Origin of the sequence: Flavobacterium sp. B183 (assembly GCF_023539155.1) — a bacterium.
GTDB classification, from domain to species: Bacteria; Bacteroidota; Bacteroidia; order Flavobacteriales; family Flavobacteriaceae; genus Flavobacterium; species Flavobacterium tructae.
This window is the reverse complement of sequence record NZ_CP097434.1, coordinates 1729378-1742443: the sequence shown is the minus strand read 5'-3', so window position 1 is coordinate 1742443 and position 13066 is coordinate 1729378. Positions and strand designations below refer to the sequence as shown.

The following is a 13066-nucleotide window of genomic DNA, read 5'->3' as shown; positions in this document are numbered from 1 at the left end:
TTTGTTTAAGTTGGATTTTTATTTATGATTCAAAAAAATGGCTGTCGTTTTCAAAAGCAGTTCCGATAACTACTAAATCAGCACCGGCATTATAAGCCTTTTGAATTCCATGCAAATCTACAATTCCTCCACCAACAATTATAGGAATCTCAACATTTTGAGCAATTAGCTGTATCATCTCTAACGGAACTGCTTTTTTTGCACCGCTTCCCGCCTCCAGATAAATCAATTGGTTTCCTAACATTTCTCCTGCCTGCGCTGTTGCCAGCACCAGATCAAAGTTATCCCTTTCCAGTGGTTTTGTTTTACTTACACGGGCTACGGCAGTTTCATTGCCGCTTTCAATCAGAATATAACCTGTCGAAATAACTTCCAAATTTGTCTTTTTTAAAATTGGAGCTGCCTGAACCTGATACTCTATTAAATAATCGGGATTTCGGCCTGATAATAAAGATAAGAACAAAATCGCATCTGCCTGAGGTGAAATCTGCGAAGGATCACCCGGAAATATAACAACGGGTAAATTGGTTTCTTGTTTTAATTTTGATATTAAATCTTCTAAAATTGTTGCCTGCACAATACTTCCTCCTACAAAAATATGTGTGGCGGGAGATTGATTTATTTTAAGCAATAAATGATCTAAATTTTCCCAAACAATCTTATCGGGATCTAACAGAATAGCCAGTAATTTTTGCCCATTCCTTTTAGCTTCCAAAATTTCTTGCCGAATAGTGAGTAATTTTTGTCTCATAGTGGGCGTAAAAGTAAAAGTTTTTTGATGTAGAAGAACTATTTTGAATGAATTATATTTGTGTTATAGTTAAACAAAATTATGATTGCAATTGATCTGTTGGTGAAATATGGTGCTTTGAGAAAGTCTTTCGCTAAAAATGAAATCATTTTTAAAGAAAACAATCTGCCAGCATACTATTATCAGATTGTTTCCGGAGAAGTGAAAATGAGTAATTATAACGATGACGGACGTGAATTTATTCAGGGTATTTTTTACAAGGAACAGCCTTTTGGAGAACCTCCTTTATTTTTAAATCAAAAATATCCGGCAAATGCCATTGCTGTTGAAGATTCGGAAATTCTTCTTCTTGACAGAAATAGTTTCATGAAACTGCTGGGGGAGAATCCGGACATCAGTCTTAAAATAATCGAAAATCTGGCGCAGCGACTGTACTATAAATCGGTTATGGCGGCAGAAATGTCTACTCAGGAGCCGGAGCATCGGATTTTAAAATTAATCGATCATGGAATTGTCTATTTCAATTTTAAAAAAGACGCAAATGGCCACCTCATCAATTTTACAAGACAGCAGATTGGAGACCTAACAGGTTTACGTGTCGAAACGGTCATCAGAACGATAAAAACTCTGGAGAAAAAAGGTCTTTTAAAAATTATAAACAGAAAAGTATACCGATAAAATAGTTCAGTTTATATGATTTAAATCATAAAATACAACCCTATAGTGCCTGTACCTTTGTAGTATAAAAATCTCAATATCATGACACTATATCAAACAACATTCGAAAATTTCAATAAAAACTATATGGGTTCTGCGGCTATGGCTGTAATTGGTCAAAGCTGTTTAGGTGGTGCTGCGGCCATGTATGTTTTGGCTAACGGAACGTCAATACCACAAATGATACAACTTGCCATTATTGTTTTGGCCTGTGTCTTTGCCAATACTTCTATATTAGCACAAATGAAGCACAAAACGGTTTTTAATTTTATTATTGCAAGTGCACTTTTAAGTATGTTTTTTATCCTTTTAAATAGTTTTATACTGTGAGAAAACAAATAGAAAATAGAGAAGATGTCGAATTTTTAGTACATCAGTTTTATGCTAAAATAAGAGCCGATGAAGAAATCGGCTTTTATTTCAATTCTATGATTAAAGATTGGGATGCGCATTTAGAGAAGCTCACCGATTTTTGGGAAACTAACTTATTTGCCATAAGAAAATATAATGGTAATCCGATTGCTGTGCACAATGAAGTCGATTCGCATTTTGAAGGAAGAATCACCTCCAATGAGTTTGGAATCTGGCTGAATCATTGGTTTCAGACTTTAGAAGAACATTTTGAAGGCGAAAATGCCGAAACGTTAAAACGACGTGCCCGTAAAATGGGAACTTTTTTGTTTCTGAGTATGTTTGAAAATCGAAAGAAAACAGCAGAACCTAGTGCTGAATAAATTGCTTTTTTTGTGATTACGAGACTCGAGCGAAATGACAAAATCAAACCTTGGAATTTGGAATTTCTTTATTGGAATTTTACTTCAACTTTATTTATCAAAAGCATAAACCAAAGTAAAGTTCTGCCCGGAAGTATTTGATTTAATTTCTTTATAGTACACGTCAAAATTTACTGCAAGATCATTAAAATGAAGACTGGCTTCGGTCTGATTTTTATCTAACGAAAATGCATCTACACTAATATGATCTTTAAAACTGATTCCTTTTTCGTTTCTGATCTTAAAAATAGCTTCTTTGGCTCCCCAAATTACTGTCAGTTCCCTGATGTAATCGGGAGTATTTTGAGTGTTTAAATAACTGTTTTCGGTCTCTACAAATTTGTCGGCTATTCGAAGGATTTTGTCGCGTTGCAGCTCCATGTCGATTCCTACTGTTTTATCACTAATTATAATCGCTGCAAAATCATGTGAATGTGTGATGGAGATATGATTTTCGCAATTGAAATAGGGCTTCCCAAATTCGTCGTAGTGCAAGTCCTGATCTGTAAAACCCATTTCCTGGATCAGCATACGAACGCTCAAAAAGGCGCGTTGATGCATTACAGATTTCATCCCGTTCAGCCTCAACTGTGTTTTCTCTTTTAAAAGTACATTGCTCACTAACTCCTCAAATGATTCTGTTATGTGCCAAACTAAGATTTTAGTCGTTTCGTTGAATTGTATGGTTTCAAATAAAGGCATTCTTTTTTAATTATGAGTTATGAGTTGTTAGCTATGAGTTGTTTTTCTGATTTGAAAACGAAATTTCTTATTTAACGTCTCGTCTTATAGCCCTGATGGGAACGGCATCCTTTTGCAGCGGGGTTCGCTGCAAAAGATATAGTGGACAGCAGGATTAGCTTCTTATTTCAACTACGCTCCATATAACAGCTATAGTAATCAACTAATATTCTAAAGATTAAGAAATTAAACATTTCACAATTCTGACAGAAAGTAGTCTAAATTAAAAACCTATTCCGTAAATTTGCAAAAATTTTACAATTACAAATATACTATAAATGAGTACTACAACTACGCCTTTTGTGGCTTTCAAAGTAAAAGACATCTCTCTAGCGGCTTGGGGAAGAAAAGAAATTGAATTGGCTGAAGCTGAAATGCCAGGTTTAATGGCGCTTCGTGCTGAATATAAAGACGAACAACCTTTAAAAGGTGCTCGTATTGCTGGATGTTTGCACATGACGATTCAAACTGCTGTTTTGATCGAAACTTTAATTGCTCTTGGTGCTGAAGTTACCTGGTCTTCTTGTAACATTTTCTCCACTCAGGATCAGGCTGCTGCTGCTATTGCTGCTGCAGGAATTCAGGTTTATGCCTGGAAAGGTCTTGATGAGCAATCATTTGACTGGTGTATTGAGCAAACTTTATTCTTTGGTGAAGACAGAAAACCATTGAACATGATCCTTGATGATGGTGGAGATTTAACAAACATGGTTATTGACCGTTTCCCTGAATTGGTTCCTGGAATTAAAGGTTTATCTGAAGAAACTACTACTGGTGTTCACAGACTTTACGAAAGAGTAAAAGCCGGAACTTTACCAATGCCTGCAATTAACATTAACGACTCTGTTACTAAATCTAAATTTGATAACAAATACGGATGTAAAGAATCTGCTGTTGATGCTGTTCGTCGTGCAACTGACTTAATGTTGGCTGGAAAAAGAGTTGTAGTTTGTGGATATGGTGATGTTGGAAAAGGAACTGCTGCTTCTTTCAGAGGTGCAGGATCTATTGTAACTGTTACTGAAATTGATCCAATTTGTGCTTTACAAGCTGCAATGGACGGTTATGAAGTTAAAAAATTAAACACTGTAATTGCTAATGCTGATATCATCATTACTACTACAGGAAATAAAGATATCGTTCTTGGAGAGCACTTCGAGCAAATGAAAGATAAAACTGTTGTTTGTAACATCGGACACTTCGATAACGAAATCGATATGGCTTGGTTGAACAAAAACCACGGTGCTTCTAAAATCGAAATCAAACCACAAGTTGACAAATATACTATCGCCGGAAAAGACATCATCATTTTGGCTGAAGGTCGTTTAGTAAACCTAGGTTGTGCTACAGGTCACCCAAGTTTTGTAATGAGTAACTCATTCACCAACCAGACTTTGGCTCAAATCGAATTATGGAACAACAGTGCTGCTTACAACAATGACGTTTATATGTTACCAAAACATTTAGATGAAAAAGTTGCGGCCCTACACTTAGCTAAATTAGGAGTTGAATTGGAAGTTCTTCGCGAAGACCAAGCTGCTTACATTGGTGTTGAAGTTCAAGGTCCATTCAAACCAGAATACTACAGATACTAAATAATTTTAGATTGAAGATTTCTGATTTTAGATTCCTTCAATTATATCTTTCAAATCCGACAGGTTTTTAAAAACCTGTCGGATTTTGTTTTTAATGGCTTTTCAGAAATAAATCGTAGGTCTATTTCTAAAAAGAAAAAGTTTTCTATCAAAAAAAAGCTTTTTTCAGAATAACTTTTTAATTTTAAGAATTCAAATAGAATTCAATTAAGTCACTACTTCTCAACTACACAAACGCCGTGCTCTTGAAAAAAAAATCTTGTTTATTGGTATTCTTGTTTTTATTATGTCTTCCTCACATACTATTTTCTCAGGAAAAGAAACCTAAAGTCGTTTTAGTATTAAGTGGTGGCGGAGCAAAGGGAATTGCACATATTCCGCTTTTGCAAAAACTGGACTCCCTACACATTGTGCCTGATCTTATTGTTGGAAATAGCATGGGAAGTATCATTGGCGGTTTATATGCCATGGGATATTCCGGCGATAGCATCGAAAAAATCACTAAGAATATTTATTGGGATAAACTCCTTGGCGGAGGTCAGTCATTACGATCGGTAAGTGCCGAAGAAAAAAGAGAATTCCAAAGATACTTGGTCGGAATAGGGATTAAAGATGGAAAACTCAATAGCGTTGGTTCCCTTTTAAATGATCAAAACCTGAGAGAATCACTTTCTGAGTTGACTTTTCCTGTATATAATGTTAAAGATTTTGACAGCCTCCCGATACCTTTTAGAGCTATGGCTACTGACTTAGTTGAAGGCAAAGAAGTTATTTTAAGCAAAGGCAGTTTAGCTTACGCCATGCGAGCCAGCATGTCTTTGCCCGCTATTTTCAAACCAGTGCCTTACGAAAAAACCATGTTAGTTGACGGAGGAGTATTAAATAATTTTCCAACTGATGTGGCCAAAAAAATGGGTGCCGATATTATTATTGGCAGTGATGTAGGTGGAGGAATGCAGCCAATGGGGAAACTGAACAATATTATGATGATATTAATGCAGACGAGTATGTTTCCGAGTAATGTTAAAAACCCGGCAAACCGTGATCTGTGTACCATATTAGTCGATCACATGCCCAACCTGCGTTTCTCGACGGCTGACTTTGCAGCTAGTAACGAAATCTACAAAGACGGTAAAATAGCGGCAAATAAAAATCTTCCGGCTTTAATTGCTTTATCGGAAAAGTTAAAGGGATTTACGCAACGAACGCACAAATTGCCCTATATGCCTAAAGAATTTGTTCTTGACACCATAATTTACAAGAAAATAAGTCCTGAAAATCTCCCTCTGGTAGTGGGAAGAGCAAATCTTAAACCCCATGTAAAATATACCTCCAAAGATTTAATTTCAGGTATCAACAGAGCTATGGGTACGAATCTTTTTGATGAAATTGGATATAGCTATTTCATCAAAGATGGCGATAAACCCGGACTTACATTATTTGGATCTGAGCGTGCTAAAAACCAGCTAAACACCTCTGTACACTATGATACTTACAGAGGTGTTGGTGTTATTTTTAACTACACCGCCAGAAACGTCCTTGCCGATGCCTCCCGTCTTTTGGTTACTGCCGATATAGCAGAACAACCAAAAGGCAGAATCAATTTTCAGAAAAATTTTGGAGGACGCAGAGAATGGTGGTGGGGTACGGAACTTTACGGAGCTTTCTTAAAACAGGAAATTTACCTTAATGGCAAAGCCTCAGATAATATCCTTTATAATACATTTGAATTCAACAATGAGGTAAACAGAAATTTAAATTCGCTGAAAAGCTATTTTGGTTTTGGTTTAAACTATCACTACACCTACTTCAAACCAAAATATGACCGGGAATACAATCCGAACGCAGTTTCACTAAACAACTACAGCTCTAATAACATCGAATTCAACATGCATTATTCCTATAATGATATGGATAAAGTTTTCTTTGCTACAAACGGAACCATTATAAAATCAAATATAACGCGATCACTCCTTAGCAATGTCAACGCCTCCATTTCCGCCCCAGATGTCCTGCGTCTTTCAGGCTCAACAAATAATTATACGAAATTTGGCTTAAGCTTTGAAAAGAGGTTGCCCTTAAAAAAGAAAATTACAGGAATCGTAGGATTTGATGCTTGTTTTATTTTTCAAGATCAGCTCAAAAACAATCAAATTTCGTTTTTCGATTTTGGTTATGCAACAAGATATTTTCTAGGTGGTATTATCCCAAGTTCCGGCAGTAATCGCTTTTCATTCCCGGGTTTGCATGAAGACGAACTCAATGTTACACAATATATGGGGCTTAAACTCGCCTCGCAAATAAATATTACCGGAAAAATCTATCTGACCCCTCATGTTAATATTGCTTCTGTAGGTTTTGACAGTTTTGGTAATTTCATCGACCACGCCTTTAAACCAAAAGGAAATTGGGATCATAATTTCGAAACCAGCCTTGTACTATCCGGAGGAGCTGCTATTTCCTATCAGTCTATTTTAGGCCCAATTCACTTTGATACTTCATGGATCAATAATATCGACAAAGTCCGATTGTTTTTCAGTGTCGGATTGTCGCTTAATCCGTAGAAAAAATTAAAAAATAGCTTTCAAACCCGACAGGTTTTAAAAACCTGTCGGGTTTAGTTTTTGTAATGCTTCCTATTCATATACAAATATTCTCTCAACAAAATTAGCCTCTTGTTTTTCTGAACTTAACCTTCCCTCAAAAAACATTTCGGTCCAGTTTTTTTGATTATCGATTTTAAGATACTCTAATTTTGTATCCAACTTAATTTTTCCATCTCCTAAAAAGGAATCTGAACTTGATTCTTCAATTCTTCTATTATCGGAGTTGTATTTTCTATAAATTACCATTTCATCCAGATACACCGAATCCTCTTTATTATTCTTCGAATGTTCTTCTATAAGATTCCCTCTTTCATCATACACGAATACATCTTCAGACTCTGTAACTTTGGTTTCTCCATCTTGATAATCATAAGAAAAGCTTGTTTTTATAACTTGATTTTTATCGTATTTATATTTCACCAAACTTCTTAAAGTATCATTATCCGAAAAATAACTTTTCTCTTCTACTAATTTTTTTTCAGGTCCGTAACTGTAAATTGTTCTTCCGGTAATCTTTTCATCATCATCGTAACCTATTGATTCTATCTTTTGTTTTAAGCTATTATATTTGTTCTCCGGATAATCAGACTTTTTAGGAAATATTTTATCTTCAACAAACTCCCCATTAGCATTCTTTTTATAAGTGGTATAATTTTGCATTTTACCTTTTACATACTTGCCGTTCTTTTTTGTTGCATAGTAAACGTTCTCTGTGTATTCTTTAATGTTTCCGAATAGTTTCTCATTCCAATCTGCAGATAATTGTGGAGCATTGTAATCTTCTGTCCTCATTTTTTTAGGCTCAGGCTCTTTCAGATTCGGAATCATCTCAAAAGACCTGTCTATACCATAAACAGGCTCATAAAGAACGAAATCATTTTTAATTGGCGCAATAGTCTGAATAAAGATGTACTTCCTTTTTTCATTTATCACCTCATCAATAATAAATGTTTTTTTAAATTCTTCAAAACTCATCGTAGGGTTGGCTTTAAAAGTCTCAAAAACATGTTTACTTATATTACCTCTTATATCACTAAGACCAGCCCTTTCATCATTGATTTTTTTATTTTTCTTCTTTAGTTCTGCCATTTCCTTGTCACTGTATGTAACCAATACATTGCCCGACTCATCGTAATTCACCAAGTGTATCTTGTTTTCCCGATCACTATTCTGATCAACTGCCTCTATCAAAATCACATTGTTTATGACATCTACTAACTTGTATTCGTTATTATTCAGCTTAAACGTACTTCCTATATCCTTTTGAGAAAGCTTTACCTGAGAATAATCTGTAATGAATTTAATATTGTAAACCACACTTCCTTTAATTTCATCAAGTTCGTTGTTGTTTTTAAAATTTATGGCATTGTTGATCTGATCCTGCTTCCGCAACGTAGTAAAATTCAAATTAATCTCTTTTCCGTTCTTGTATTTGTACAAAAACTCTATTCCAAAAGAAGTCCCACCGACATGCTGAATTTCAATCAACTCTTTTTTCGAATTAAACAGCTTACTGGTTACGGGGTGAAAATCTACAATAGTAGGTTCATCATTTTCTTTAAAATAAGAAGGAAAACGGGAATTAAACAAGAGATCATATCCATAAGTAGATTTCTCCAATTTCAACACTCCTCGTGCGATAATTGTATCTATTGAAGAGTTGATTACTTCAGCAGATTGAATTGCTTTCTTTTGAATTTCATCCATTTTTCTATTTACTTTTTTAAACGGAAAATTAGGAGTCTTAAAAATTTCTTTATTTATGTTATAAGTCATTTCATAAATCATGTCTTTCTCCTCTTTACTTGGTTGCTTTTTCTGAGAAAACACTGAAAGACTAAAGCTTATCAAAATCAAAACAATTCTATTCATCTATTTTTTCTCGAAAAGTACTGCTTTTCCTCCCAAATGTCCAAGGTCTATTTTTAGAAAATGTTATTCTTATCTTTACTGGAAATTTGTCTTTATGAAACGATTTCTAGTTTTTTGCCTGTACTTCTTTACTAATTGTGTTATACTCGCACAAAACAAAGATATCTGGATTTCATTTTGGGATAAAGACACCACACATATTGGATTTAAAGACGCAAACGGAACGATCAAAATAACGCCAAAGTTTATGGGGTTCACTACTGCCCGTAAATTCGATAAAATTATTGCTGTAACAGAAGAGATAAATGGCGGCTGGAAAAGCTACTATTTAACTAAATCCGGCAAAATAGTGGGACGTGATAGTTTATACATTTTTGACAATGGCCCGGATTGCGAAAATGAAGGTTACATTAGATTTACAGACCGAAAAACAGATAAAACCGGAATGTTTAATAGTGAAGGCAAAATTGCAATTCCTGCCGATTATAGTGTTTTATCAAAAGTTCAAAACGGAATGATTGTAGCCTTAAAAGGTGCCCTAAAAAAACAGGACGGTGAACATTTTTTCTGGACGGGTGGAGAAAGATATCTTATAGACCTTAACAACAAAGTCTTAATTGAGGATTTCAAAGACAGTACTGATCTTAACTTTTATTCTTTACAAAAATCAAAAGCCCCTAATAAAGAAGAAACAAGAGAGAATTTTGCCGGCGTTGACGGTGAGTATTATTCTTTTATTAATTATGATAAGAAATTTAGGTTGTGGTTAAAAAACAATTTGCTTTCTGATTTATCCAAAGAAAATTTAATGAAGATCTCCTTTGACAAAATCACTTATTGGAAAGAACCAATTGGATGGAAAAGCGAATCAAAGACAAAATTTATTGAAGATAATTATGCTCTTTTAAAATCAAAACTGCAACAGCTTAAGACTTCCGGAACAGATTATTTCGTTTCGTCTGATGGGTTGAATCCTTTTATTTTTGAAACGAGCGAATATAATACGTACTTTAATAATTGTAATGAGCCTAAAGAATGGATGTATCCTGTTAAAAACATAGTTATTAATTCAAGTAATAAAACTGATTTCAAACAGGATCATTTTGAATTTCTTCGAACCGAAAAGGGTTACAAGCTCATAAGTGTTTCCGTCGCAAAAGACGATCTCAAATAAAGTTCTTCTTTTAATAAAGCTATCTTTGTAAAAAACGTGATATGAAAAACTTTTTCTTTTTAGGCATTGCTATAATCTTTGAAATCATTGCTACTTCGGCCCTAAAAAAATCTGAAGAATTTACCCGACTAATCCCAAGTATTATTACCATTTTGGGGTATTTTGCCGCTTTCTATTTTTTAAGTTTTGCCATCAGAACCATTCCGGTCGGAATTGCTTATGCCATCTGGTCGGGAGTTGGGATTGTACTGATCACGATTATCGGCGCTGTTTTCTTCAAACAAATCCCCGATTTACCAGCGATAATTGGATTAACATTGATTATGGCAGGTGTTATTGTCATTAATGTTTTTTCTAAAACTACAGCGCATTAAGGTATTTTAAATCAATCATTGATACTATCAAATGATATTATAAAAACACTCCTTACACTATAAATCAAAAATTTAATGAATTTCAGAAAAGCAACAATTTCAGACTTAGCGGAAATGCAGCAATTGTATACCGAAACCATACAATCGGTTTGTAAGAGCGATTACAATCCTGCACAAATTGAGGCTTGGACTTATGGTGTTCATAATACCGAGCGTTGGTTAGACGTTATTCAAACACAATTTGTTTTGCTGGCCATCATTGCAACTAAAATTGTTGGTTTTGGCACTTTAAAAGACGGAGATTATATTGATTTCTTTTATATCCACAAAGACTATCAAAGACAAGGAATCGCCGATAAGCTCTTAACCGAATTAGAACTTGAAGCCAAAAGACAACATTCAAAAATCATAACATCAGACATCAGCATTACTGCCAAACCTTTTTTCGAGAAGAACGGTTTTACCGCAAAAGTCAAACAACGAAATGTAAGATTGGGTGTCGAACTGATTAATTATAAAATGGAGAAAGAATTGCAGCTTTAATTGTTTCAAGTTTCAAGTTTCGGCAGAACATGAAACCTGAAACTTGAAACAAACTATTACTTCCGCAAGTTTCGGATTTTATACCCGCAAAAACGTGTCGATATTTGCCTTATAAAATGAAACGAAAATGAACACACAGGAAAACATTAATTATAATCGAATTGCTGAAGCGATTGATTATATCAAAGCCAATTTTAAAGCGCAGCCTAATCTTGATGAAGTTGCCGAAAAAGTGCATTTAAGTCCTTTTCACTTTCAACGTTTGTTTACTGAATGGGCAGGCACAAGTCCGAAGAAGTTTTTGCAATACATAAGTGTTGAACATGCCAAGAAGATACTTCAGGAAGACCATCAGGCTACTTTATTTGATGCTGCATTTGACACCGGTCTTTCGGGAACCAGCCGTTTGCATGACTTGTTTGTGAACATCGAAGGTATGACACCAGCCGAATATAAAAATGGGGGAAAGAACTTAGAAATTAACTTCAGTTTTGCCGAAAGTCCGTTTGGAAATATCATTGTGGCTTCAACACTTAAAGGAGTTTGTTTTATGGCTTTTGCCGAAAATGAAGGAATGGGTTTTGAGAATTTAAAACAGAAATTCCCCAACGCCACATTCTCCAGAAAGCTGGATCTGATACAACAAAATGCACTGTTTATTTTTCAAAATGACTGGAGCAAATTATCCGAAATTAAACTACATTTAAAAGGTACTAATTTTCAATTGAAAGTTTGGGAAACTCTTTTAAAAATCCCATTGGGACAGCTTTCTACGTATGGTTCAATCGCACAGCAAATTGAGAAGCCCAATGCTTCCCGTGCCGTTGGTACCGCTATCGGAAGTAACCCAGTCGCTTTTTTAATTCCCTGCCATCGTGTGATTCAATCCACCGGAACCTTTGGTGGATATATGTGGGGAAACACCCGTAAAACGGCCATTATTGGATGGGAAGGCGCACAGATAAATCCATAATTTTCTGCCACAAATTCACGAATTATTTTTTAAAATCTTTGCCGGCAAAATTGCTATAATCCGGGAATCACTTCGTCCGTTCGCTATCGCTCGGGTCGTGGCCTAAAAACCTCAACTTAAAATCATTATGCAAAACATATCCTCAAAAATTGCTTCCCTTCATTGGGACAGCATTAGCGAATCTATGCACGAAAACGGATTCGCCATTATTCCAAATCTGTTAGATAACGAACAATGTGAAGCTCTAAAAGCCGATTATTCAAAGTCTGAATTATATCGAAAAACGGTCGTCATGGAACGCTACCGTTTTGGTTTAGGGGAGTACAAATACTTCACTTATCCCTTACCCGATCTGATTCAGAACATTCGTACTTCTATTTACCCTAAACTCGCTCCTATCGCAAACGCCTGGATGAAAGCACTTCATATTCAGACCGTTTTTCCGGATACGCATCAGGAATTACTGGAACAATGCCATGCCAATCATCAATTAAAGGCAACTGTTTTAATCTTAAAATATGGTAAAAGCGGTTTCAATACGCTGCATCAGGATTTGTACGGAGATGTTTATTTTCCAATTCAGATTGTTCTTTTCCTGAACGAACCCGATGAAGATTTTACAGGCGGAGAATTTGTACTGACACAGCAAACACCTCGGGCGCAATCCAAAGCTATTGTACTGAAACCTAAAAAAGGAGACGTTTTAGTTTTTACCACCAATTTCAGACCTGTGAAAGGTACAAAAGGATATTATCGGGTCAATATGAAACATGGTGTAAGCGAGATTCATTCTGGCGAACGACATACGTTGGGAATTATTTTTCACGACGCTCTTTCATAATTTTATCTCTCGCAAAGTTACGAAGTCGCAAAAGCAATTACTTACCTTTACGTTTTAAGTTTTCTTCCTTGTTTCTTCAATAAAGACAAAGACTTTAAGTTTTTGT

13 protein-coding genes are annotated in these 13066 nt (G+C 35.2%); 10 read left to right on the top strand and 3 right to left on the bottom strand.

What is annotated here, in order from left to right; all coding sequences use genetic code 11:
• Window positions 1-22: 22 nt before the first annotated feature.
• A complete protein-coding gene (locus tag M4I44_RS07800) occupies window positions 23-751 on the bottom strand; it encodes a geranylgeranylglyceryl/heptaprenylglyceryl phosphate synthase (RefSeq protein ID WP_017497975.1) in 729 nt (242 codons plus the stop codon).
• 81 nt (window positions 752-832) lie between these two features.
• Between M4I44_RS07800 and M4I44_RS07795 the strand changes: the two genes are divergently transcribed.
• The 3 genes from M4I44_RS07795 (at window position 833) to M4I44_RS07785 (ending at window position 2202) form a co-directional block, all read left to right on the top strand.
• On the top strand, window positions 833-1429 hold the full coding sequence (locus M4I44_RS07795) for a Crp/Fnr family transcriptional regulator (protein ID WP_249966980.1): 597 nt from the start codon (window positions 833-835) through the stop codon (window positions 1427-1429).
• A gap of 81 nt (window positions 1430-1510) precedes the next feature.
• Window positions 1511-1798 (top strand): hypothetical protein, encoded by a 288-nt coding sequence (locus M4I44_RS07790; protein ID WP_249966979.1) that lies wholly within the window; start codon window positions 1511-1513, stop codon window positions 1796-1798.
• Window positions 1795-2202: a group III truncated hemoglobin gene (locus M4I44_RS07785; protein WP_249966978.1), complete on the top strand. Its 408-nt coding sequence runs from the start codon at window positions 1795-1797 to the stop codon at window positions 2200-2202. The genes M4I44_RS07790 and M4I44_RS07785 overlap by 4 nt, the downstream gene beginning before the upstream one ends.
• 90 nt (window positions 2203-2292) lie before the next feature.
• Here M4I44_RS07785 and M4I44_RS07780 read toward each other — a convergent pair whose 3' ends face one another.
• Window positions 2293-2943, bottom strand: coding sequence for a 4'-phosphopantetheinyl transferase superfamily protein (locus M4I44_RS07780; RefSeq protein ID WP_017497979.1), 651 nt, complete (start codon window positions 2941-2943; stop codon window positions 2293-2295).
• A 317-nt stretch (window positions 2944-3260) separates the two neighbouring features.
• Here M4I44_RS07780 and ahcY point away from each other — a divergent pair, with 317 nt between their 5' ends.
• Window positions 3261-4577 (top strand): adenosylhomocysteinase, encoded by a 1317-nt coding sequence (gene ahcY / locus M4I44_RS07775; protein WP_017497980.1) that lies wholly within the window; start codon window positions 3261-3263, stop codon window positions 4575-4577.
• Between the two features lie 245 nt (window positions 4578-4822).
• On the top strand, window positions 4823-7141 hold the full coding sequence (locus M4I44_RS07770) for a patatin-like phospholipase family protein (RefSeq protein ID WP_249966977.1): 2319 nt from the start codon (window positions 4823-4825) through the stop codon (window positions 7139-7141).
• A gap of 72 nt (window positions 7142-7213) precedes the next feature.
• Here M4I44_RS07770 and M4I44_RS07765 read toward each other — a convergent pair whose 3' ends face one another.
• Window positions 7214-9055, bottom strand: a complete 1842-nt coding sequence (locus tag M4I44_RS07765) for a hypothetical protein (RefSeq protein WP_249966976.1) — start codon at window positions 9053-9055, stop codon at window positions 7214-7216.
• A gap of 94 nt (window positions 9056-9149) precedes the next feature.
• Here M4I44_RS07765 and M4I44_RS07760 point away from each other — a divergent pair, with 94 nt between their 5' ends.
• From M4I44_RS07760 to M4I44_RS07740, 5 genes are all read left to right on the top strand, one after another.
• The gene (locus M4I44_RS07760) at window positions 9150-10229 is read left to right on the top strand and encodes a hypothetical protein (RefSeq protein ID WP_249966975.1); all 1080 of its coding nucleotides are present in this window, start codon (window positions 9150-9152) and stop codon (window positions 10227-10229) included.
• A 41-nt stretch (window positions 10230-10270) separates the two neighbouring features.
• Window positions 10271-10603 (top strand): multidrug efflux SMR transporter, encoded by a 333-nt coding sequence (locus M4I44_RS07755; RefSeq protein WP_017497984.1) that lies wholly within the window; start codon window positions 10271-10273, stop codon window positions 10601-10603.
• Window positions 10604-10678: 75 nt separating this feature from the next.
• Complete coding sequence (locus M4I44_RS07750) at window positions 10679-11146, top strand: GNAT family N-acetyltransferase (protein ID WP_249966974.1); 468 nt, start codon at window positions 10679-10681, stop codon at window positions 11144-11146.
• A gap of 127 nt (window positions 11147-11273) precedes the next feature.
• Window positions 11274-12119, top strand: a complete 846-nt coding sequence (locus M4I44_RS07745; protein ID WP_017497986.1) for a methylated-DNA--[protein]-cysteine S-methyltransferase — start codon at window positions 11274-11276, stop codon at window positions 12117-12119.
• A gap of 127 nt (window positions 12120-12246) precedes the next feature.
• Complete coding sequence (locus tag M4I44_RS07740) at window positions 12247-12960, top strand: 2OG-Fe(II) oxygenase (protein ID WP_249966973.1); 714 nt, start codon at window positions 12247-12249, stop codon at window positions 12958-12960.
• The last annotated feature ends 106 nt before the right edge of the window (window positions 12961-13066 follow it).